The 24,557-nt window shown below is 50.6% G+C and carries 18 protein-coding genes; 14 read left to right on the top strand and 4 right to left on the bottom strand.

What is annotated here, in order from left to right; translation table 11 throughout:
• Positions 1 to 17: 17 nt before the first annotated feature.
• Positions 18 to 893 carry an SMP-30/gluconolactonase/LRE family protein gene (locus M0L20_RS15700; protein ID WP_248477879.1) on the bottom strand — a complete coding sequence of 292 codons (876 nt, stop codon included), beginning with the start codon at positions 891 to 893 and terminating at the stop codon, positions 18 to 20.
• A gap of 118 nt (positions 894 to 1,011) precedes the next feature.
• Between M0L20_RS15700 and M0L20_RS15695 the strand changes: the two genes are divergently transcribed.
• Positions 1,012 to 1,692 carry a uracil-DNA glycosylase family protein gene (locus M0L20_RS15695; RefSeq protein ID WP_248477878.1) on the top strand — a complete coding sequence of 227 codons (681 nt, stop codon included), beginning with the start codon at positions 1,012 to 1,014 and terminating at the stop codon, positions 1,690 to 1,692.
• Positions 1,693 to 1,753: 61 nt separating this feature from the next.
• On the opposite strand, the gene M0L20_RS15690 is transcribed toward M0L20_RS15695, so the two are convergent.
• Entirely contained in the window at positions 1,754 to 2,287 is a 534-nt protein-coding gene (locus M0L20_RS15690; RefSeq protein WP_248477877.1) for a lipocalin-like domain-containing protein, read from the bottom strand.
• Between the two features lie 186 nt (positions 2,288 to 2,473).
• Here M0L20_RS15690 and M0L20_RS15685 point away from each other — a divergent pair, with 186 nt between their 5' ends.
• From M0L20_RS15685 to M0L20_RS15665, 5 genes are all read left to right on the top strand, one after another.
• Entirely contained in the window at positions 2,474 to 3,820 is a 1,347-nt protein-coding gene (locus tag M0L20_RS15685; protein ID WP_248477876.1) for an alpha-L-fucosidase, read from the top strand.
• Positions 3,821 to 4,102: 282 nt separating this feature from the next.
• Positions 4,103 to 6,640: a carboxylesterase family protein gene (locus M0L20_RS15680; RefSeq protein WP_248477874.1), complete on the top strand. Its 2,538-nt coding sequence runs from the start codon at positions 4,103 to 4,105 to the stop codon at positions 6,638 to 6,640.
• A 130-nt stretch (positions 6,641 to 6,770) separates the two neighbouring features.
• Positions 6,771 to 7,091 (top strand): heavy metal-binding domain-containing protein, encoded by a 321-nt coding sequence (locus tag M0L20_RS15675; RefSeq protein ID WP_232561857.1) that lies wholly within the window; start codon positions 6,771 to 6,773, stop codon positions 7,089 to 7,091.
• A 69-nt stretch (positions 7,092 to 7,160) separates the two neighbouring features.
• Complete coding sequence (locus M0L20_RS15670) at positions 7,161 to 9,380, top strand: S9 family peptidase (RefSeq protein WP_435531831.1); 2,220 nt, start codon at positions 7,161 to 7,163, stop codon at positions 9,378 to 9,380.
• 10 nt (positions 9,381 to 9,390) lie between these two features.
• Positions 9,391 to 11,031, top strand: coding sequence for a M1 family metallopeptidase (locus M0L20_RS15665; protein WP_248477872.1), 1,641 nt, complete (start codon positions 9,391 to 9,393; stop codon positions 11,029 to 11,031).
• Between the two features lie 102 nt (positions 11,032 to 11,133).
• On the opposite strand, the gene M0L20_RS15660 is transcribed toward M0L20_RS15665, so the two are convergent.
• On the bottom strand, positions 11,134 to 11,919 hold the full coding sequence (locus M0L20_RS15660) for a LytR/AlgR family response regulator transcription factor (RefSeq protein WP_248477870.1): 786 nt from the start codon (positions 11,917 to 11,919) through the stop codon (positions 11,134 to 11,136).
• A complete protein-coding gene (locus M0L20_RS15655; protein WP_248477868.1) occupies positions 11,891 to 12,988 on the bottom strand; it encodes a sensor histidine kinase in 1,098 nt (365 codons plus the stop codon). The genes M0L20_RS15660 and M0L20_RS15655 overlap by 29 nt, the downstream gene beginning before the upstream one ends.
• Before the next feature lie 273 nt (positions 12,989 to 13,261).
• On the opposite strand from M0L20_RS15655, the gene M0L20_RS15650 reads away from it, so the two are divergent.
• The 8 genes from M0L20_RS15650 (at position 13,262) to M0L20_RS15615 (ending at position 24,532) form a co-directional block, all read left to right on the top strand.
• Positions 13,262 to 14,716: a S41 family peptidase gene (locus M0L20_RS15650; protein WP_248477866.1), complete on the top strand. Its 1,455-nt coding sequence runs from the start codon at positions 13,262 to 13,264 to the stop codon at positions 14,714 to 14,716.
• 344 nt (positions 14,717 to 15,060) lie between these two features.
• Positions 15,061 to 16,152, top strand: a complete 1,092-nt coding sequence (locus M0L20_RS15645) for a Kelch repeat-containing protein (protein ID WP_248477865.1) — start codon at positions 15,061 to 15,063, stop codon at positions 16,150 to 16,152.
• A 3-nt stretch (positions 16,153 to 16,155) separates the two neighbouring features.
• Positions 16,156 to 16,521, top strand: coding sequence for a DUF4907 domain-containing protein (locus M0L20_RS15640; RefSeq protein WP_232561851.1), 366 nt, complete (start codon positions 16,156 to 16,158; stop codon positions 16,519 to 16,521).
• Between the two features lie 5 nt (positions 16,522 to 16,526).
• Positions 16,527 to 17,873 carry a DUF4270 family protein gene (locus M0L20_RS15635; protein ID WP_248477863.1) on the top strand — a complete coding sequence of 449 codons (1,347 nt, stop codon included), beginning with the start codon at positions 16,527 to 16,529 and terminating at the stop codon, positions 17,871 to 17,873.
• Positions 17,874 to 18,050: 177 nt separating this feature from the next.
• Positions 18,051 to 20,654 (top strand): TonB-dependent receptor, encoded by a 2,604-nt coding sequence (locus M0L20_RS15630; RefSeq protein ID WP_248477861.1) that lies wholly within the window; start codon positions 18,051 to 18,053, stop codon positions 20,652 to 20,654.
• Between the two features lie 285 nt (positions 20,655 to 20,939).
• Positions 20,940 to 21,200, top strand: a complete 261-nt coding sequence (locus M0L20_RS15625) for a hypothetical protein (protein WP_232561849.1) — start codon at positions 20,940 to 20,942, stop codon at positions 21,198 to 21,200.
• Positions 21,201 to 21,220: 20 nt separating this feature from the next.
• The gene (locus M0L20_RS15620; protein WP_248477860.1) at positions 21,221 to 21,631 is read left to right on the top strand and encodes a SpoIIAA family protein; all 411 of its coding nucleotides are present in this window, start codon (positions 21,221 to 21,223) and stop codon (positions 21,629 to 21,631) included.
• A 498-nt stretch (positions 21,632 to 22,129) separates the two neighbouring features.
• Positions 22,130 to 24,532, top strand: coding sequence for a T9SS type B sorting domain-containing protein (locus M0L20_RS15615; RefSeq protein ID WP_248477859.1), 2,403 nt, complete (start codon positions 22,130 to 22,132; stop codon positions 24,530 to 24,532).
• Positions 24,533 to 24,557: the final 25 nt, after the last annotated feature.

The following is a 24,557-nucleotide window of genomic DNA, read 5'->3' as shown; positions in this document are numbered from 1 at the left end:
TCTTTTTAATGGTATTGTTACGCCTTATTTTGCCCTGCCACTTGCATTTTCAGGGTGTAAATTGACTCGGATGCCGTGATAAACAGTGTCTGGCGGTCAGTACCGGCAAAACAGATGTTTCCCGTCCAGTCTTCGTCAATTGGTATTTGCGCAATTTTTTCGCCGGCAGGGCTGTAAACCGTTACGCCGTCGCCCCCCGTCAGGTAAAGATTACCCTGTTCGTCGAGCGTCATTCCGTCTGAACCCTGTTCCACAAAAAGTTGACGGTCTTTTAAACTGGCGTCGGAATTTATGGTATAGCGATAGGTTTTGTCATCGTCGATGTCGGCGACGTAGAGCTGCTTGCCGTCAGCGGTGCCGATGATACCGTTTGGTTTTACATAATCCGTATCGACCTTCTCAGGATGGGGTCTACCATGAGGCAAAAAATACAGGTATTCGCCGGTTACCTGCGGCCCATTGTGCGCCCAATAGTCCCGCTCGTAATACGGGTCGGTAAAGTAAATGTTTCCTTTTTGATCAATCCAAAGATCGTTGGGACCATTGAGCCTGCTGCCTTCGTGATCCGTCATCAGCACCGTTACTTTACCTTGCGGACTGATTGACCAGATTTCATTTTTCTCGTCGGCGCAGGTTACCAGATTACCGGCAGGATCAAAATACATCCCGTTCGAGCGGCCTGACTTTTCCATGAATACCGACAGCGTACCATCAATACCATACCGCCAAATTTTATCGTTCGGCTGGTCGGTAAAGAATACGTTACCTTCGGCATCAACGGCGGGGCCTTCGGTAAAGCTAAACTGGTTGGATACGCGGGTCAGCGTAGCGCCAGGAGCAATAAGATTTGTCGCGTCGAAAGCGGTAAAGACTTCTTGTTCAGATTGTGCCATAATTGTTGAAATTAGGGGTGTTCGGTCATGTCTCTAAAAAAAGAACCCCCACCACCGACCGCTTGTTTATAAATCAACCGGTTCGATGGTTCGCCAAAGCCCGCTAACGCTTACTCTTATGACATTTTCTGATAAAGCCATTGGCTACTATAATTCACTCACGGCACCAACCAGCCTGCCCCCTGAAATCGGCGTCATGAATCCATACCAGTCTACTGATGTTCAGCAAATTATACGTTTATTTTATAACCGATTCTACAGCGACACAACACTGCGCATTTTCGTTTTGGGCATCAATCCGGGACGGTTTGGGGCGGGCGTGACGGGTATTTCTTTTACCACCCCCCAAAACCTTCGCCGGTATTGCGGTATAGACAACGACCTGCGCGATACGCCCGAACTGTCGAGTCGGTTTATTTACCAGGTTATCGAAGCGTTCGGTGGGGCCAAGGAATTTTATAGTCGTTTCTTCCTGACCTCGTTGTTCCCCCTGGCCTTAACGAAGGCGGGTAAGAATTATAATTTCTACGATGATCGGGCCACTACGGAAGCGCTTTGGCCCGCCATTACCGAAACGGTAAAGACCCAGATCGGCTTTGGCTATGACAGACGGGCAGCCGTATGCCTGGGTCGCAAAAATGAAACGTACCTACGTCGGCTCAACGACCAGCAGGGCTTCTTCGACCGCATCGTCACGCTTGATCATCCCCGCTATATTTTGCAGTACAAGAGCCGGGATATGGCACTTTATTTGGATCAATACATCCGCGTTCTGGCCGATTGCCTGCCCATCAACTGACTTATACCAAAGCAGCCCGTCGTGCGACGGGCTGCTTTTTTAGCAAAGAGAGAATAGTAACCTACGCGCGTTTGAATTCAATAATTGTGGTGTAGTTATCATTTTTACCATCTCCATCCAGATCCTCCTGCGCATCAATGCCCCAGGTCATGGTACCTCCGTTGAGGGTTAGATCGTAGGTAGATGTAGATCCGTCGCCATCCGTGATCGTCAGCTTATTACCCGTTACTTTCCAGGTCGAGGTATCACTCACCGGACTTATATCGTCGGCATTATCCGTCTGGCATTTGGGCGATGCGACACCCGTAATTTTGCTGTTACTATTGAAGGTAATCTTCGTATCGGTCAGACAATCGATTACTCCCTCACCAACGTATTGTTTCATTACTTCTAGGTAGTCCTGGGTCTGGGTACCCTGTTTCAGTTTGATACCCGAAATTTTCCAGCTTCCTTCAACGGAATTTGGCGTTACAAGATCACCACCGCCCCCTTCTTTCTTACAACTTCCAAACCATAACGGCATCGCTACGACCAACGCCCAAGTAAGTAAACGACCTAACTTCATCATGTCCATCTGTGTATTTGTTTGATTCATTTTTTTCTGGTTCGCTACAAAAGTATAGGAGCGAACGCGAGGCCACAGGGACAACCAGATTGAACCGTATAATCCAATTAACGAAGCGTCATAAGTGCCGGATGAACTGCAAAACCCGCTTTACAGTAAAATGAATTAATCCGTTTCTTTTAAAGCAGACGTACCACCAACGAAATAGCATATTCCATGCGTTTACTTCTCATTGCACTGTGTTTCGGTATCCTGTTCCGTTCACACGCTCAAAACAGTTACCAGCCGACAGCCGATAATCTGGCCGCTCGGAAAGCGTTTCAGGACGATAAGTTCGGCATGTTTATTCACTGGGGTGTCTATAGTATCCTGGGCGACGGCGAATGGATTATGAACCAGCGCCAAATCCCGATCAAGGATTACGAAAAACTACCGGCCTTTTTCAATCCGACCGCTTTCGACGCGAAAGAATGGGTTGCAATGGCCAAAAACGCGGGCATGAAGTACATTACCATCACAAGCAAGCACCACGATGGCTTTGCGATGTACGATTCAAAGGTATCGGACTATGACATCGTTGACCGGACGCCTTACAAAAAAGACGTTATCAAAGCGCTCGCCGACGAATGCCGCGCGCAGGGCATCAAACTGTTTTTCTACCATTCGCACCTCGACTGGCATCATCCCGATTACTTTCCACGCGGTCAGACGGGTACAACGGCGGGCCGCCCCCAAAGCGGTGACTTCGATAAGTACCTGACGTACATGGATACGCAACTAACCGAGTTGTTGACCAACTATGGCCCGATTGGCGGAATCTGGTTCGATGGCTGGTGGGATCAGTCGGCCCACGACAAAAAAGGTCCGCATAAAACGCTTGTCGACTGGAAGCTCGACCGGACGTATTCGCTGATTCATAAGCTTCAGCCCGCTACGCTTATCGGCAACAACCACCACGTTGCACCTTTCCCTGGTGAAGATTTTCAGATGTTTGAAAAAGACCTGCCGGGCCAGAACAAAACCGGATTCAGCGGGGAGTCGATCATTGGACAGTTGCCGCTCGAAACCTGCGAAACCATGAACGGAGCCTGGGGCTTCAACATTAAGGACAACCGCTACAAAAGCACGAAAGAGTTGGTGCAGTACTTGGTAAAAGCAGCTGGGCACAACGCCAATTTTTTGCTGAATGTTGGTCCAATGCCCAACGGTAAGATTCAGCCCGAATTTGTCAAGACGCTCGCTGAAATGGGCCAGTGGACGCAGAAAAACGGCGAAACGATCTACGGAACCCGAAGCGGTCCTGTACCCGCCCGCGATTGGGGTGTTACGACGGCAGCAGGTAACCGCGTTTTTGTGCACATTCTCAACTGGCAGGACCGGCAGTTGACGTTACCTTCTGTTTCGGCAAAGATTCGTTCGGCGAAACTGTTTGCGGATAAGAGCCCCGTCAAATTTACGCAATCACCCGACGGTGTAGTATTGACACTTAACGCAGCGCCCAGCGCCGATGCCATCGACACCATCGTCGAACTGGAGATGGCCCCAGAAGTGGCGAAAAAATAAACACGTTTTCTTAACCAATGTAGCTCTAGTACCGAGAAAGCGCCGGATTGACAATCCGGCGCTTTCGTTTATTTTACAATCATTAAATAGCAAATTTCCCATGCGTTTCCTCTACGCAGCCAGTAAAGACGACTTTGTCTTGTAAAATAAGGCTGGCTATGGTAGTATTGTTGCCCAAAAGCTATTCAGGAAGCATATCGCAAAACTTTTCCTCTGTTTTAACCAAGAAAGCAAAATCTTTCATGATTAACCTTCCTGCTAGTAATTAACTACTCCTTCAACATGCACAGGACACTTAGTCTCCTCAGTTTAGTAATCAGTACTTTTTTTTCCGCGCAAGCTCAGGTCAAGCCCACTCCCCCAGCCGGGCAGAACGTTTACCAGTTCACCAAAGGACTCATGGCCGTTACGGGTAGCCGCTACGGGCGAGAAGCAATTTACATGGACCCGCTGGCGTATCAGTTGTATACCAACACCATCAAGCAACCAACCGAGGGATCGGTATTTAGCAAAACCGAGCAGGGACAGGAAATCAAGTGGCAATCCATCGCGGCTGATAGCCTGAACCGGCTCAGAAGTCGTAACGGGTTCCGGTTCGGCTCCGGCGGACCAGCTGGACCAGGCATTACCCCCGGTAGTATGCGCGGTGGCATCGGCACGGGCGGTGGGTATATCTATCTGACTTACTCGTCGCCCAACGAACAAACGGCTTTGCTGAATATCAAAGGCAACAGCAACGTGTACGTCAATGGCGAACTACACATGGGCGACGCGTACAGCATGGGCTATCTGTCGTTGCCCGTTAAACTCAAAAAAGGGCTGAACGAATTTTACGTTCGCGGTATGATGATCATCGCGAATCTGACGTTTCCCGAAAAACCCGTTTCGCTTCTCACGGACGATCCAACCCTGCCGAGCCTTGTCGTCAGCGGTCAGAATGCGGGCTTGCAGGGTGCCGTTGTCGTCGTCAACACGTCCAATCAGGCACTAACTGGTTTGCAGCTACGCAGTAAATTGGCCGGCAAAGAAGTACTGACCACCTTACCAACCATACCCGCCCTGTCTACGCGCAAAGTGCCGTTCACATTCGACGGAAGCGCCGTGAGCACGAAAGGTAAGCACGATTGTACGCTCACGCTGGTCAACAAAGGTAAAGCGATTGATGAATCGAAGGTTACGCTGGATGCGGTTGCGCCGGGCGAATCGTACAGCAGCACGTTTATCAGCAACATCGACGGCAGCCTGCAATACTACGCCGTGACGCCACAGTCTGCGACGAACACAGCTAATGCCGCTTTATTTCTGTCCGTACACGGTGCGGGCGTTGAAGCCATCGGCCAGGCAAAAGCCTACAAACCAAAAGATTGGGGCACGCTGGTAGCCGCTACCAACCGCCGTCCTCGCGGTTTCAACTGGGAAGATTGGGGCCGTCTCGATGCGCTGGAAGTCCTGAGCATCGGTAAAAATCGCTTTAAACCCGATCCGCAGCATGTTTACCTAACGGGTCACTCAATGGGTGGTCATGGTACGTGGTTTCTGGGTGTGACCTATCCCGACAAGTGGGCGGCTATTGCGCCCTGCGCGGGCTATCCGACCCTGAAAGAATACGGTTCCGCCGACGGGGTTATTCCCGATAGCAGCAACAACCCGATGGAGCGCGTCTTGCTACGATCTGGCAATCAGAGCGATGTCCTGAAACTGGTAAGCAACTACAAACCGCTGGGCGTTTATGTACTGCATGGCGACGCCGACCGGACGGTTCCTGTAACCTACGCCCGACAGATGCGTAAACTGCTGGGCACGTTTCATTCGGATTTGAGCTATTACGAATACCCGAACGGAGAACACTGGTTTGGCGATCAAAGCGTAGACTGGAAACCTCTGTTCGACTTTTTCAAGTGGCACCAGCGGCCAGCCGATTCAACGGTCAACGCGATTGATTTCATGACGTCGAACCCCGGCATCTCGTCTTCGTATTACTGGGCTTCTATCGAGCAGCAGAACCAGCCGTTGCAGTACAGCCGGATCAAGCTGAACCGGGCAAAACAGGCGATTTCGGGAACGACTGAAAACGTTCAACTGCTAAAACTTAAGCTCACGGATTTCAACGCGAACACCAACGTAGCGATCACGCTGGATGGACAGTCTCCTGTAGCTTACACAACAAAAGGCACAAGCGATAGCCTGTTCCTGCGCCGGGAAAATGACAAATGGATCGTAGCCACCGAACCCGACAAGTCGCAGAAAGGGCCACATCGGTACGGAACATTCAAAGATGCATTCAGAAACCGGATGGTGTTTGTCTACAGCACGATTGGCACCAAAGAAGAAAACGAGTGGAGCTTGCAAAAAGCCCGCTACGATGCCGAAACCTGGTATTACCGGGGTAACGGAGCCGTAGACGTCATTGCGGACAAAGAATTCTCGCTGCAAAAATACGCGGACCGAGGTGTTGTTTTGTTTGGTAATGCTACTACGAATGCCGCCTGGAAAGTGCTGCTTAGCGACTGCCCGGTTCAGGTGGAGCGCAATGCAATTCGGGCAGGTAGCCAGAGTTGGAAAGGCGACGATCTGGCGGGTTATTTCGTGTGGCCAATTAAAGGGTCGCCGGTAGCCTCGGTAGCCGTCATTGGTGGAACGGGTCTCAAAGGCATGAAAGCAGCTTCCGCCAACCAGTACTTTGCGGGTGCCAGCGGCTTCCCCGATTTCATGATTTTCAGCCTGGACATGCTCCGCGAAGGTAGCAAAGGCGTCAAACTGGCCGGTTTCTTCGACAACACCTGGAAATTAGTCGGTAATGATACCGTTGCGAATGAGTAAAAAATTGTCGTTGATACCGATTGTGGTGTCGGTTTTGAGAAACCGACACCACAATCGGTATCAACGAATACTTCCATAAAGCAGACAAGTGCATACCTTTACGCTCTATTAATCTCTCCAGCTCCTTTCCATGCTCATAACCACTACATCGAATATCGAAGGCAAACGCATTGTAAAATACGTCGGTCTGGTCAACGGGGAAGCCATCATCGGCGCTAACCTCGTCAAAGATTTTTTCACTACCATTAAGGATGTCGTTGGCGGGCATTCCGGGGCTTATGTGCAGGCATTGCGCGAAGCCAAAAGCATTGCTCTGAAAGAATTGATCGATCAGGCTACCCGACTCGGAGCTAATGCCATCATTGGCGTTGACCTCGATTATCAAACCATCGGCTCTAACGGCGCTATGCTTATGGTCAGTGCCAACGGGACAGCGGTTGTCGTTGAATAAAGCCCGGCTGCTGGTAGTCGACTAAATTTAATGTAACTTTACTAACTAACCGAAACTAGCTACATTTTTGTGACTTCATCACCCTTGTCAGTCCGCCATGCTTTGTTGACCGCGTGGCTTGGTTTTTCGCTCACGCTTACGCTTGCTCAGGTTCCCGGTCGCCAAACGCACTGGTCGGCAGATGGCAATGCCTACGCTTCTCTGGATCAGGGAAACTTAGTGGCAACGGATATTCGTACGGGTCGAAAGACGACGCTACTTACCAAAGACAAATTTCAAGTACCCGTTTCTAATCGGCAGCTCGACGTTGTCGATTTTGCGTTCACACCCGACAGCAGCCAGCTTCTAATTTTCACCAATACAGCCCGTGTCTGGCGTTACAACACGCGGGGTGATTACTATCTTATCGACCGAAAAACCGGTCAGCAACGACAGTTGGGAGCTGGTTCCGGGGCTTCGGCTTTACCGGCGCAGTCGCTGATGTACGCAAAATTCTCCCCCGACGGTAAGAAAGTAGCTTACGTCAGTGAGCATAATCTGTACGCAGAGGATGTAGCGACCGGGCAACGCACCCAACTCACGACCGACGGCACTCGTAAACGCATCAACGGTACATTTGACTGGGCCTACGAAGAAGAATTTGATTGCCGCGACGGATTCCGGTGGAGTCCCGACAGCAAACGCATTGCCTACTGGCAGGTCGATGCGACCAAAATCCGGGATTACCTCATGCTCAACACGACGGATTCAATTTATTCGTACGTGATTCCGGTGGAGTACCCAAAAGTTGGCGAGAGTCCCTCCCCTGCCCGCATCGGTATCGTGGCCGCAACGGGTGGAGCCACGAACTGGCTTACCATTCCGGGAGATCCACAGCAGCATTACCTTGTCCGAATGGAATGGTTTCCAACAACCGACGCAGTGATTGTACAGCAGTTGAACCGGAAGCAGAACGAAAGCAAGTTGTTTATCTGCAATCCAAGCAACGGCTCCGCGAACCTTATTGCGACCGAAACCGACAAAGCCTGGATCGACGGGAAAGACCGATGGAGTCCGAGCGGTCCGGCGGGCTGGGAATGGCTTAATGGTGGAAAGGCGTTCGTCTGGGTATCCGAAAAAGATGGCTGGCGGCATATCTACCGTGTCAGCGCCGACGGCAAGCAGGAAGTACTGCTCACGCCCGGTTCGTACGACATCGCGTCCATCAACCACATCGACGAAGCAACAAACCAGATTTACTTCATTGCCTCGCCCCAAAATACGAACCAGCGGTACCTGTACCGCACCCGGCTCGACGGTAAAGGTAAAGCCGAGCGCGTTACCCCGGCGGGACTGGCAGGCACACACGGTTACACGATTTCGCCCAATGGCCGACTGGCCATGCACACGTTCACGAACTATCAGACGCTACCGGCCCGCGAATGGATTAGCCTGCCCGACCATAAACCCGTAAACGAAGCCGAAAGCATTGCCGCTCGCAGCAAACCCGTTGCCAAACCGAACGTCAGCTTTTTTAAAGTAACGACCGACGACGGTATCACGCTGGACGGCTGGATGGCAAAACCTACCGATTTTGACAGCACCAAAAAATACCCCGTTGTTTTTCACGTGTACGGCGAACCGGCCAGCAGCACGGTCAACGATGTTTTTTCGGTTGGCATGAATAATCTGTTTGCGGGCGATATGGCCAAAGCGGGTTATGTGTACGTAGCGCTCGACAACCGAGGAACCCCGAACCTGAAAGGGGCTGCCTGGCGGAAAGCCATTTACCGGCAGATCGGTCGCATCAACGTCCGCGATCAGGCGATGGGCGCTAAAAAGCTATTCTCTCAACACGCGTATCTCGATACAAGCCGCGTGGCGGTTTGGGGCTGGAGCGGTGGTGGTTCTACGACGCTGCACTTGCTGTTCCAATATCCCGACATTTATAAAACCGGTATTTCCATTGCCGCCGTTGGCAACCAGCTGTTTTACGACAATATTTACCAGGAACGCTACATGGGTTTGCCGCAGGAAAATCGCGAGGATTTCGTGGCGGGTTCGCCCATCACCTACGCTAAGAACCTGAAGGGCAACCTACTGTATATTCACGGCACCGGTGACGATAACGTACACTACTCCAATGCGGAAGTACTGATCAACGAACTGGTTAAACACAACAAGCAGTTTCAGGTGATGCCTTATCCAAACCGAACACACAGTATTTCGGAAGGACCGGGCACCTCGCAGCATCTGCGCACGCTGTACACCAATTACCTATTGCAACACTGCCCTCCGGGCCCTCGATGAGTGCTTATCTATGAGCCGGTTAAAACTAATTTTGCTGTTTATGGCGCTACCGCTACTCGCATCGGCGCAAACGTACGAATTCACGCACGACGACACGTTGCGCGGCTCAATCACGCCCGAACGGGCCTGGTGGGATCTGACTTATTACCACCTCAAGGTACGCGTCCAGCCAACCGATAGCACGCTCAGCGGTTCGACAACCATTCGCTACCGCGTTCTGAAAGCGGGCCAATCCATGCAGGTTGATTTGCAACGGCCTTTACGGGTCGTTAAAGTGGAACAGGACGGCGAGTCGCTTAAATTTCGGCAGGATGGCAATGCGTATTTCGTTAGCTTGACCAAGCTACAGCAACCCGGTCAGACCGAATCAGTAACGGTCTATTACGCCGGAAAACCACGCGTAGCCAAGCGCCCACCCTGGGATGGTGGCATGGTGTGGTCGCGGGACAAATCAGGCAACTGGTTTATTGCAACAGCTTGTCAGGGATTGGGAGCCAGCGCCTGGTGGCCCTGCAAAGATCATATGTACGATGAACCCGATTCGATGGCTATCAGCGTGACAGTTCCCGAAGGCTTAACCGACGTTTCGAACGGACGGCTGCGGAAAGTAACCACGAACACAGATCATACCCAGACGTTTGACTGGTACGTGACTAACCCAATTAACAACTACGGCGTCAATCTGAACATCGGCAAATACGAACACTGGGGCGAGCAGTACGCGGGCGAAAAAGGCCCGCTTTCAATTGATTTCTACGCCCTGCGCGACGACGTGGATTCAGCCCGCAGGCAGTTCAAACAGGTCGAGAAGATGATGAAAGCGTTTGAATACTGGTTCGGACCATACCCGTTCTACGAGGATGGCTATAAACTGGTACAGACGCCTTATCTGGGTATGGAGCACCAAAGTTCGGTGACGTACGGTAACAAATTCCGCAATGGTTATCTAGGCCGAGATTTGTCTAAAACGGGTTGGGGCCTTCTCTGGGATTTTATCATCGTCCACGAATCAGGTCACGAATGGTTCGCCAATAACATTACTTACAAGGACGTAGCCGACATGTGGATTCACGAGAGTTTTACGAACTATTCCGAGAATCTGTTTACCGAATACTATTACGGCAAAGATGCGGGCGCTCAGTATGTAATCGGCTGCCGCGACAATATTCGCAACGACCGGCCTATCATCGGCACGTACAACGTCAACCACAGCGGCTCGGGCGATATGTACTACAAAGGTGGCAACATGCTGCATACCATTCGGCAGCTCGCTAATGACGATGACAAATGGCGGCAGCTCCTGCGAGGCATGAACAAAACGTTTTACCATCAGACTGTTACGACCAAGCAGATCGAGGATTTCATGAGTCAGCAGACGGGTATCAACCTCAAGCCGGTGTTCGATCAATACCTGCGCGATACCCGGATTCCCGTGCTTGAATATCGTCCGGTAGCTGGTGGACTTCAGTATCGCTGGACCAATTGCGTGGCGGGTTTTGCCATGCCTGTGCGTGTGTGTCTGGACGAAGCAGGACCATATAAGCAGCTGACGCCAACTGCGCAGTGGAAAACCCTACCCGCTAAAGGCGCAACAACATTGACCCCTGACGCAAACTATTATGTATTAAGTAAATTGGTGAACAGTTTGTAAAACTACGTTCACGGCAACCAACTGGTAAGGCACCTGATCGCCTGACGGGTGTAACTATCGGACTGGCTACCGGCCCAGTTGGTTGCCAACGAACCAATGCATTTAGTCCGCCCGGTATTTCCGTTCGAACTCATCGACGTAACTGCTGCCAACGGGAATTTCCTGCTTATCGATGAATAGCTTGGTCCGCTGGAATGAACTGATCTTTGCCAAGGGCACGATGAATGATTTATGTACCCGACAAAAGTCCTCGACGGGAAGTTTAGCTTCGATTGCCTTAAGCGTCAATCGACTCAGGTAAGGCTTGGACTGCGAAGTGACGTAGATTTTCACGTAATCCCCTAGCCCCTCGATGTAAAGCACGTCATCGTAGACTATTTTGATCTCCCGGTATTCGGAAAAAATAAAAAAGTGCGTTCGCTCGGGCGAGACACTCACCGGACTAGCTGCTGGTATAGGCATCAGTACCGACGAGTCGGGCTGGCGCAGTTTGAAGAGTTCATACGCTTTATTGACCGCTTTCAGAAACCGCTCGAACGGAATTGGTTTGAGCAAATAATCGACAACCGACAACTCGTACCCTTCCAGGGCATATTGCTCATAGGCCGTTGTTAAGATCACCATTGGCGGGCGCGGGAGTGTGCGCAGAAACTGAATACCCGTCAGCGTCGGCATCTGAATGTCTAAAAATAGCAGATCGACGGAGCCAGCATCAGACGGATTCGACTCTTTGGACTGATTCGATTCGGCCTGCAACACCGCCCAAGCGTCGAGCGGACTGGCGAACTGCCCCACCAGGTCAAGGAAAGGTACTTTTCGGATGTCATCGGCCAGAATTTCCAGCGCAAACGGCTCATCGTCAATAGCGATGCAACGCAACTTTCTCATGGTGAAGATCTAAGGTCAAAACAACCCGAAACACGTTCTGTTCATGGGCCAGCTGTAGCGTATGGTGTCCGGGATAATGCAATGCTAAGCGTTGTTTTATATTAACAATACCGATTCCTGAATCTTCGCCCGGTTGCGTCAGTGGTTCGACGGTCACGGTTGAAGCGTCCGCCGGGTTTTCGGTGCAGAATATCAGTTTGTCGCCCGTCACCCGTAAGTCAATCTGAATGTAACCCGCTTTCTGACCATGAAAACCGTGCTTGAAAGCATTTTCGACAAACGGGATGAACAGCAACGGCTCAATTGAGTACGCATCAACATTCCCCTCACAATTAAACGTAACCGAGTGATTGTCCGTCAAACGCATCTTTTGCAGATCAATGTAGTGCTGAAGATGCTGTACCTCCTGACGTAACGGCACCCTGTCCTGCCGGGCCTGATAAATCATGTAGCGCAGAAGCTGCGCCAAAGCGACTACGGCCACTTCAGTCTGATCCGATTTCTGCCGCGCCAGCCACCGGATGTTGTTCAGCGTATTGAACAGAAAGTGCGGGCTAACCTGTAATTTAAGCATCGCCAGTTCAGCCGAAACCTTTTCCAGCACCGTCTGCTGCTGTTCTTCACGGGCTTTGGCATGATAGCGGAAAACCGCCATCAATGAGCTAACCAAGATAGCGAAACTAAACGAAATGCTTGTACTAAGCATAAAAGGCCAGGGCGTCTTAGGGCCGTGCGCGCGCACTTCGGCGTTCGGATCTTTCGTCACAAAAGAAGGCGGGAACAGATAATAACAGGCCAGTTTTACCAGAACGACGGTCAATAGCATACCCATCAGCACAACCAGAAACGGTTTGGTATCCTGATCCCGAAGCAACCTTGGCGTTAGCGTACGCAGGTTGATGTAAAAGAACGTGATAATGAAGGCACTGGTCAAAAGCTGAGCCATGCCAATGCTGATCAGGTCCTGTCTATTCCAGACAAAATCGGGTAACGTCAGGAAAGGAAGTCCGATAAAGACTGCCCAGCCGATTATATGCAACCAAACCTGATAACGCTCGATGAACTTCATACGGCAGCAAAATACACAACTTCACCAGCAAGCCGAGTTACGGTCAGGTCATCTGACGACGTAACTCCATTATATAGAGACATTCAGCGAAATTAAAAAGTCATTATACCTATTTCTTAACTCGTTGACACTGTGATGGGTTTCGTCGGCACAATTCGCTATATGCCGACACTTAACACCAGCCTGCAACAAACCGGCGGGTACCAACGTACTTGAATACAGAAGAATGCTACTAGTCATCTTATCATACAGACTTAGTCGATAACTTTTGTTATGATCAACGTATTTAATAATCAGCCTGTTTGGCAGAAATCCGGTTTGTGGCTACTGGCCGGTTTCCTATTAACCTTGTCGTCGTGTCACAAAGAAGCAGACGATGTCAGCCCAAAAACGGCAGCCACCTCAAACCAGAACGGCACTGTAGACAACTGGATTCTGGAAAACATGCGCGATGTGTATTACTGGAACGATAAAATTCCCGCGAATCCCGACACAACGCTGTCTCCATCCGACTTTTTTGATTCGATTCTTTACAAGTTTGACGAGACGCTGCGGCCCGATGGCGACCGGTTTTCCTGGATTCAGGAAAGTGCCGATGACCTGACAGCTTCCTTAAGCGGCCAGACCAAAACCACCGGTATGGAGTTCACACTTTACCTACGTTCTTCCGGCTCTACGGATGTCATTGCTCAGGTGCTCTACGTGCTGCCTAACTCGCCGGCGGCCCAGGCGGGTTTGAAGCGCGGTGACATTATCAGCAAAGTGAACGGGCAATCGATTACAACGACCAACTACGAGTCGTTACTATTCAGTGATGCATCGACGTATACGTATGGCTTGGCGCAGCTTAACAACCAGTCGCTGGTCGATACCGATGTAACAAAAACGGTCAATACGGCGGTGTATCAGGAGAATCCGGTATTTCTGGACTCGGTCTACACCATCGGCAGCAAAACCATTGGCTATCTGGTTTACAATCAGTTTGTTCCTGCTCCGAACGGCAGTCAGGGAACGGAATATGACAACCAGGTAGATGCCATTTTCAGCAAGTTCAAATCGAAGGGTGTGAACGAGTTGGTACTTGATCTCCGCTACAATCCCGGCGGTTATACGTCGTCGTCAGCTAACCTGGCCAGCCTCATCGGAAAAGGTGTCGATGCCAGCAAGCTTTATTTCCGGGAAGAGTGGAATGCAACGCTTACGCCTTACTTGCAGAAAGAATACGGCAGCGATTTCTTCCTGCAAAAATTCAGCACAAAAGCGCAAAATATCGGAGGTAACCTTTCACGCGTATTTGTGCTGACGACCGACCACACCGCTTCAGCCAGCGAACTGATTATCAACGGCCTTCGCCCTTACATGACTGTTACGACGATTGGTACGACGACCTATGGCAAGAATGTTGGCTCCATTACAATCACCGACGATTCGGGCAAGATCAAGTGGGGTATGCAGCCGATTGTGTTTAAATCATACAATAGCCTGGGACAATCCGACTACGCAACGGGTTTTAAACCGTCGGTTGAAGTCGAAGAACCGATCACGCTGTATCCGCTCGGTGACACCCGCGATGCGCTGCTGGGCACAGCCATTGGTCAGATTACGGGCACAGTTGCTAGCAGTCGGGTGGGCGCTACCCAGAACTCGCTTAAAGCACTTGGTTCCTCGATTCAGCGTAAAGCAGGGGGTAGCCAGATGATCCGCCCGCTAAAGCATTTCAGTTTGTAAAATACACCCCTCGCCAAGCGCGTCCTGATAGGTCTGTATAGACGTACCAGGACGCGCTTGAATGCGTTAACAGGGTGATTTTGCCGCCAAAGTTTCCATTACTCCGTGATAATTAAGAATTTTTATGAATCGGACTCGTTAGTAAGTAAGACTAGTTTGGCGTAATTTTGCAAAACGCAATTGAGTCATTAACCCACACGAAGCAGCATAAGAAGACAATTTATTGACAACGCGTCGGTATCTTCTGTTTCATCGCTTTAGCTTGGTCATTAGCTCAAAAGCATCGTACTTAACTCAAATTGGTATAATTTTACGGTTCAGTTCTTTCGTTTACGCTATCTTTCATGATTAATTTACCAAACCGATTTCGTTCGGCAACTGGGTTTCTGCCGAAGTCTAAATCCCAAACGACTTCCCTTCCACAAGCAGATCAGGATACTAAAACTCACCGTCGCTCGCAGCTCATCAACTGGGCATTAGGACTTGTTTGTATAGGTTGGGCTGGTGCGCTCGTTGGTTGTGGCAGCTCAGATCCAGCTACTACATTGGGTGACTGGAGAACACGTTCGTCGCTCGAAGGACCTGCTCGCTCGGCGGCTACCGGTTTTGTTATCGGTAACTTTGGCTACGTAGGAACCGGCTTTGATGCGTCGAACAACCGTCTGAAGGATTTCTGGGCTTACGACCAGACGAAGAACAGCTGGGCGCAAATCGCTGACTTTGGTGGCGTTGGTCGTGTGTACGCGGTAGGCTTCTCTATTGGTGCCAAAGGATATGTTGGTACAGGTATTGACGCAAACAGTGTGCGGCTGAAAGATTTCTGGGAATACGATCAGGCCTCGAACGCCTGGAAAAAAGCCGCTGACTTTGGCGGAACAGCGCGTCAGCAGGCGGTTGCCTTCGCCGTTGGCAACAAAGGGTATATCGGTACTGGCTTTGACGGCAACTACCTGAAAGATTTCTGGTCGTTTGATCCATCGAAGAACACCTGGACGAAAGTTACCAGCTACAGCGGTGAAAAACGGCAAGGCGCGGTTGCGATCGTGCTTAACGGACTGGCGTATGTCGGCACAGGCAACAACAACAATACGGCTCAGCGTGATTGGTACGCGTATGATCCGGCTCAGGATGCCTGGGTAGAAAAAGCGCAGTTCTCGACCGATCAATCGACGCTTCCCCGGAGTTCTGCGGTGGGTTTTGCAATCAACAATCTTGGCTACATCACAACGGGTGATCCAAATAGTACAACGGTTTGGCAATACAACCCGGCAAGTGACAGCTGGACTACACTGGGCAACTTCGAAGGCGCTACGCGTGTTAACGCAGTTGGCTTTGCAATCGGCGGAAAAGGCTATGTAACTACGGGTGGTATTGGTACGGGTCGTTATGACGATCTGTGGGAGTTCGATCCAACGATAGCGCAGGTCACGGAATAATCAATGTCCACAGCGAAGCCAAGCCGATCACAGCAACGAACCCCTCGTTCAGGGTTCATTCGTACAGGATTACTGTTGATTATACTGGGTCTGGCCTTGATAACCGGATATCTATTTTACAGCCGCCAGCCTCATTATCGAGTTGAGGTGTTCAAAGCACCGAATGGCTGGGGGTATGACATAGTGAACAACGGCAAAGCATTCATTCATCAGCCAACCATACCGGGCGTTCCTGGTATGGTTGGCTTTGCCAACGAAGACCAAGCTCGGCGGGTTGGCGAACGAGCCGTCGAGAAGTTAGAACGAGACAAAGAGCTGCCAACTCTTACTCATGACGAATTGCGCCAGTTAGGCGTTAACATTCCCTGATTTTTATGATGCGTACTCTTTGGTACGCCGGTTTGCTGCTGCTGACCGGTTTTATAGTTGTTGCCTGCCAATCAGGTGATCTTAACGTTGGGCAGTCGGTCATTAATCCACAGGGATTATTGGTTCAACCTATTGATACGATAACGGTTCAGGCCTCTACCGTACTGAGGGTGGATTCTTTTGCTACGTCTAGCAGCGGGGCGCTTGTCGTAGGTCAGTGGACGGACGCTCAAACGGGGCAGATGACAGCGAAGAGCTTTGCCTCGCTGAACTACGTATCCAATTCGCTGGCTTCACTAACGAATATTCAGCTGGATTCCGTGGTGTTGGAACTTGGTGTTGCTTTTACCTACGGCGATACGACGAATACCTTTGCATTAAATGTTCATCGGTTGACCCGACCGCTTGTCAGTGAACGAACGTATTACACTACCAGTACTGCCGATTACGAAACCAAGCCTTTTTTGCAGACAACGATTGGCCCGCAATCCGTAACGGGTACTCCCGTCATTCGGCTTCGCTTTCCGGATGCATTGGCTCAATCGTTTTATTCTAAAATAGTTTCAGGCGAGATAAATGACGAGACAACTTTGGCAAATTATATACCAGGGTTTGCGTTTGTCACTCCGTCAACTACGAACTGTTTCAGAGGTATTCTTAACTCCCGGAATTCCGCAGCTACCGGTATTCGGCTTTATTACCACTCCACGGAACCAACATCCACAGGAACGGCTCCAGCCAGTCAAAACATTTTGTTTACGACGAACTCGGTCTATTTCACCCAGTTGAGTAATAATCGTACAGGAACGCCACTTAGCGCCCTGCGCAGTCGCTCGGATGCGGTAAGCAGTCGTTTAACCGATAACACCTCGTTTATCTCCTGGGGAGCCGGTTTGCAGACGCGTATTGAACTCCCGTATATTAACCAGTTTGCGCTACCCGCCAACTATGCAGGCATCAATAGTGCCGTTCTGGTTGTTAGTCCGGTTCGCAATAGCCTGCGCGATAATACGGCTCCGTTCACGACACTGGCTTTATACGAAATAAACAGCCAGAATGAGATTATTACAGCCGTTCCCGGAGCGGCTTCGGGACTGGCAGCAGCCACGGCCAACTACATTTACGACCAGAGCCAGTTGACGTTGAATGATACATATACGTTCGACGTAACATACTATATGAATCAGTTGATTCGAGGTAGAGTACCGAACCGACCCTTATTATTGACGTTTTCCCCTGATCCTCAAAACGGCTTATCGCTGCAAAACCTGATTCAGCGAGTCACGTTAGGCAACCAGCAGCGGCCAAACGATCAGATGAAGGTACAGTTGTATCTGACGTCGGGTTTGTAAGCGCCAAGGTTTTTTACTTATCAACGGTCAGCAAGCTTTACAGTTGCTGACCGTTGTGTTTTTACCAAAACCGGTTCTTACCTCTTCTTCGTCGGCACATTTTGGGTCTGTCTCGGCACTCGTTTTTAGCTGCTTCGATTGCTTGCTTTTTTTGTCTTGTTGATAACGAAAACAAGCATGTTGCGCACTTACACTCACCTTCTTCTGGTTTGTACCGGCTTATTAATCTCTTCCCTGAGTCTGGCTCAAATGGGGCCAGGGCCAGGCGGTCCTCCGCCCGGTGGCGGGTTTGGCAATCAGGAAGAACGCCAGCGAAAGACGTTTGGGAGCGACGACAATGCAACCGATGCTCAACAGCCACGGGGTAATGGCAAAATCTCGGGAATTCTGCTAGACTCCGTTACCAATAAACCCGTTGAGTATGCCACCGTTGCGCTGCTGAACGCCAAAACCGGCAAACCCATTGACGGGACAACCAGCGATGACAAAGGACATTTCGCGCTCACGAAACTGGCTCCCGGCGACTACCGGCTTCAATACTCATTCATTGGCTACAAATCGATTGAATCGGCACTCCTATCCGTAAAGCGAGGATCTGACCTCAACGTAGGATCGGTGGCCTTACCCGCCGACACCAAGACGCTTGGTGAAGTAGAGGTTGTTGGTCAGAAAGCGCTATTGGAAGAAAAGGTGGATCGGCTCGTCTATAACGCAGAAAAAGACCTGACCGCTAAAGGGGGCGACGCAACCGATATTCTCAAAAAAGTCCCGATGTTATCGGTTGATCTCGACGGCAATGTATCGCTACGGGGTAGTCAGAACATTCGGGTGCTCATCAACAACAAGCCCAGTACCATTGTCGCCAGCAGCGTAGCCGATGCCTTAAAGCAATTACCCGCCGACATGATCAAAACGGTGGAAGTGATTACATCGCCCTCCGCCAAATACGACGCCGAAGGAGCAGGTGGTATCATCAACATCGTAACGAAGAAAAATACGCTACACGGTCTTACACTTAACGTCGATGCAGGTGCGGGCATTCGTGGCTCAAACCTGGGACTGAACGGCTCGTACAGACAGGGAAAGTTAGGCATTAGTTTAAGCGGCTTCGGGCGAGCTATGTACAACCGGGCAACATCGAGCCTGAACCAGACAACGGTTGTTGATGGCCGGTCGATTCGCTCCAATCAGGAAGCCTCCGCTTATGATAAGCCTTTGTTTGGTCAGTACACGCTGGGCTTTGATTACGACATTGCGAAGAATCAATCCCTGACGGCCAACATTCGGTACGGTACGCGCAATTTCGTACAGGAGCAAAATCAGTTGACGAATCTGTTTACCGATGGCATCCTGACGGGAATAACGAACCGCAACGTAGATCGCAAAGATCTGTCGAACACCGTAGACATGAACGTGGATTACGTCCGGCAGTTTAAGCCTCAACAGGAATGGTCGGTCTCAACGCAATACAGCCGTACTAACCTGACCAATAACTTCTACGCCGACTTGTTTGGCCAAGCGGGTGAATTAACCAATCGGCAGCGCAACATAAACGGCAACGTTAATCAGGAAACGACGGTTCAGACCGATTACCAAACCCCGATCGGGAAAAGTCAGCTGCTCGAATTTGGCGCAAAAGGAATTATGCGGCAGGTAAACAGCAACTATGAATACCAGGTAGCTACCGGCTCGTCGGACCGGTTTATCCTTGACCCGAACAATCCGGCGGGTTCGCTCAACTACCAGCAAATGATTGGCGCGGGTTATGTGTCGTACACCTTTGTCACCCGAAATAAATATTCGTTTAAGGTAGGTACCCGCTACGAGCACACCAGTATTACGGCCAAAACAGGTGAGAATGTAGCCTTACCGATTCCGGCCTACAGCAATCTGGTACCGAGCGTCAACGTATCCAAAACCGTCAAGGGAACGACGCTCAAAGCGGGCTACAACCGGCGAATCCAACGTCCCGGTCTGCAACAGTTGAACCCCAACTTCAACGCAGCTAACCCCCAGAATATCATGGTCGGGAATCCCTTGCTCAGTCCTGAACTAACCGACAATATGGAGCTAAGTATGGGTACAAATATCAGGAAGACCTACCTAAATGTGGCCCTGTTCGGTCGGTTGACCAACAACGCCATCACGCAGATTCGTCTGCCGTCGGACACGCTGGCCGGTGCAATCATCACGACCTTTCAGAACATCGGCATTCAGCGCACAACCGGTGCCAACGTATTTGCCAACGTCAACATCACCCCCAAATGGAGCGTAAACGGTGGTTTCGACGGTTACTACATGTACATGCAGGGCATGGCGCAGGACGCCGACGGTAAATCCGTTACGATCACGAATACGGGTTTCAGCCTGGGCGGGCGACTAATGAGTCAGCTTCAACTAAATAAAGGATGGAGCGCTCAGGTATTCAGTTTCTTTCGGGGGCCGATGCCGCAGCTACAGGGTCAGATGGGGAGTATGTACATGTACTCGCTCGGTATCCGAAAAGACATGAACAATAAGCGGGGCAGTATTGGTCTGGCCGCCGAAAACTTTGCGGGGCAAGGTGTTCAGATGCGTTCGGAGTTTAATTCACCACAACTGTCGCAGGTAAGCGTTATGCGGTTAATCAACCGGAACGTAAAAGTGACGTTTACGTATCGTATTGGCAAAATGACGTTCGAAGCCCCTCGTAAAAAAGGCCGGTCGGTCAATAACGACGATGTAAAAGGCGAAGGCGGTGGCGACAGCGGAGGTGGGTCTCCGGCAGGTACCAAAAACTAAATGTCGCTACAATTCGGCTCTTTCTCGACACATGCGTTGATCATTGCAACGGGCCTTCGTCCATTCACGTATTCATTCTTACAAGCAGCGTGTTAATCGGTTGCCATCGTCGCTGTACGCTACGACCACAGCTTACGGCGACGAGGCAGCACTTTTTTCAACGACTGCGGGATCGTTAAAAGACCTTAAAAGCAGCCTAGCCCTCTCAAAAACCCATATCAGATGCGAAAGATGTACGTTACTTCTTAAACCGAGAAACAGCGGCCAAACTGAATAAGCCAGAAGATGCAACGTCCATCCATCAACCAGGAAGCCAACCGAAATACGCCCTCTGCGCAATCCCTGCAATCCCTCCTCTCGCAGTCAGATGACGAGTTTTACGGCAGTCTGCAACGCATCTGGAACAATGTGGTGCAACTCGAAGATATGGGGCTTATCCACGATAACAACGATAAATACATGTACGCCTACCGGTTTGCCGAAGTCGAACTGCAACGCGCATTTTCAGAAAAAGACGTCGTGTTTGTGGCCTCCCCGATCCGTTAGCTGACTTTTGCCGCAGCCCCATGAAATCCTACCAGAATGAGCACCTCACAATCGTAGTCGAATGTGGGGTGCATTTATTACAGCAACAGTGGGTGAATATCCCCTCCGGCGAAAGCTTTCGGCAGGGTTCGCAGCTTACCCTATCGCTGGCCAGACATCACCAGATCAAACGCTGGCTGATCGACCTTCGGCAGCTACGTATGTTTAACCCCACCGACATCCAGTGGTTTATCCAGCACTGGTTACCGAAAGCCGTCGTGTTGCTACAGCATAACGTTCGGATAGCCGTTGTCCTGAATGATGCCAACCAGTTTGGAAAGTTAGGAGCAGATTTAATACTACGCGCGTCCACAACGCTGAACGATGCGCTGACAAGCCGCTATTTCACCGACACGGAGGAGGCTCGATTGTGGTTGATGCTTCCCTACTGACAATTTTATCAGGCTTCTTCCCACTTTTTCCCCGGAACAACGCAACGAACGGTTCATTTTCAACGTACTGAGCAACAGAAGAGGCTGGTGGTAAGGCCGGTATCTGGTCGGATCTCGTGCGTTCATCCGTAACTACCTGCACGTTGGACTTACCTACATAACCACTTACCAATTGTGACAGTAAAATCAGTTTAATGCCCAAGCAGACGGTATACTCATCGATAAGTGGTATCTTCACTAGAAGTAGACCTATCGTATAACAGTACTGTTTAATTTAAGGTTTATCACGCTACGCCACAGGTTCTTACGAAGTGGAGTTTAGGGATTTTCAGGTTATCAGTAAAGCAAGCACACCTATTTTCAAAGTCATTCAAAGGCGAACCACCGACGCCTAGCAACAGTCTTCAAAATCGATGCTGACATTCCTAAAATGGGAGTCGGCATGGTGCATAAAGTAACCGTACGTCAACGAATGAATCGCATTATCTCAACTTGCTTATGCGTACATCTACGTTTTTGGTTTTACTGGGATTTTTTACGCTTACACTTCCCCTCAGGTCAAGGGCAACGCATCAGGTTGGTGGGCAACTGGAAATGAAGGCGGTTGGCGATGTGCCTGGCCATTTTAAGGTTATCGTAACAAACTACCTGGAAGATGGTACGCAGGGTATTGCCCGGCAATCAAACACGGGCAACCTGGGTATTTTCAGAAAACGGGACAACACGTTGATGCTTTCCTTTACCGTCCGGGAATCAGCAGCGCGTCAGCGCGTCATTTACAGCAATGAGTACTGCGCAGAGATGCGTAATTTAAAATTTGTCGTTTTCACCTACGAGGGTGATATCCAACTTACGCCTTCTGCTTACACCGATTCGGAGGGTTATTACATGTCATACCAGACCCGCAACCGCAACGCGGGCATCAACAATATCAGCGATCCAAGTCAAATTGGTTTTACATTCTACCTTGAATTTCCGGCTTTACAACAAAACGGCACCGCATTCAACAACTCCTCTCCCCGCTTTGCACCTATCAATGGCGAATACCTTTGTCTGGGCGAGCCGTTTACCTTTCCATTCAGCGCCACCGACCCCGATGGTGATGAGTTGCGTTATTCGCTCGTAACCCCGCTAGACCAGAAAGGATCTGGCAGAACGGGGCAAAACAATGCCCAGAGCATCGTTTCAGCCGGTCCCTACCCCGATGTCACCTGGTTGTCGGGTTTCAATGCGACCAATGCAATACCCGGTAGTCCGTCTCTGTCCATCAATGAACGAACGGGTCAACTCTCCGTGACCGCTAGCCAGCTAGGCTTGTTTGTTTTTGCCGTAAAAGTTGAGGAATACCGCAACGGCGTTAAGATTGGCGAGGTTCGTCGCGACTTTCAGTTCTTGGTTGTCGACTGTCCCCCATCTACCGTACCCGATCCCACCGTTCAGCTCCAGAACCGAACCCTGGGCTTACGTGATGCAACCATTTGCCGGGGCGACTCCATAGTGATTCAGGCAACGGCGAATACAAGCTGGAACTACCAGTGGCGTCGAAACGGAATTAATCTGGCGAATGCCACGAAACCGTCGCTAACGATCCGTGAAGCGGGCGAGTATACCGTTGTCGTTTCGCAAAAAGTGGCCTGTAGTAAAACGGGCAATTCGGAGCCCGTTACCATCAGGGTTGTTGGCGCTGAAGGAAAGTTATTCGCAGGGGGTCATTTGTGCGCGACGACGGGTTCCGTTCAGATGAAGGTTGTCGGGAGTACGGATGCCACCTACCAATGGTACCAAAACGGGCAGCCCCTTTCGGGCAAAACAGCGGATTCGATCACCGTCAGCCAGCCGGGAAATTACTGGGTCGCCCTGAAGCAACAGACTACGGGTTGTGTAACACGAACCGATACGTTTGCTGCGAATCGGTCTCCGGCAGTACAGGCCCTTATTCAATCGGCAACGGGTTCGCACCGGCTCTGTCCCCAATCGACGATGGCACTAACAGGAAGCGGTGGGATCAGCTATAGCTGGCAAAAAGATGGACAACTGCTTTCAGGGATAACGGACCCGACTTATACGGCCACAACGGCTGGCGTTTATAGCCTCACCGCCACAGATACCTACGGATGTACGGGTACTGCGTCTGACTTTGCGCTGGAACAAATTCCTCCGGTAACAGTCACCTTGGATTCTATTGCCGATATGTGCGGTACCAACGTACCGATGGTTGCCCTACAGGGTAGTCCTCCCGGTGGCGAATACGCCGGAGTAGGCGTTGCAGAGTCTGAATTCAACGCCCAGACTGCCGGTGTTGGCAACCATGTTGTAACTTATACCGTAAAAGCAGCGCCCGAGTGCCCCGGCACAGTAGCCACCCGCAGGGCGGTTGTAGCCCCGGTGCCAACGATTCAACTAACCGATTCGCTGATAACTTATAAGGGAAACACCTTTACCTTCAACCCCGTTTATACCGGCAATCCGAATCAGTTTCAATGGGTATCGTCTACTTATCTGGACAACGATCATGCCGCTAATCCAACAATTACAAACATCCTGGATGACATAACGTATACGATTGCTATTCAAAACAGCAGTGGCTGCGAAGCAAAGGACACCATTCACATTACCGTGTTTGAACGGGTTTGGGTACCTGACGCATTTACCCCCAACGGCGATGGCATGAACGATGTGTTGCGCTTGCCCGGTATTGAAGCTTTTCCGGATGCGGTTGTAACGATCTTCAACCGGTGGGGCGAAGTTGTTTATCTATCCAAAAATGGCTACAAGCAACCATTCGATGGAACGTCAAACGGTAATGCGTTACCGACAGGCGTATATCCGTACACCCTACGGCCAATTCCAAACAAACCGTCTATAGAAGGTCGTTTACTACTCCTACGAGACCACAATTAGCCTACTGGTTCAACGAGTTAGCCTA

The sequence above is a fragment of the Spirosoma liriopis genome, assembly GCF_023196085.1.
Classification (GTDB): domain Bacteria; phylum Bacteroidota; class Bacteroidia; order Cytophagales; family Spirosomataceae; genus Spirosoma; species Spirosoma oryzicola.
The sequence above is the reverse complement of the archived record's forward strand: the minus strand, read 5'-3'. Positions and strand labels throughout refer to the sequence as shown.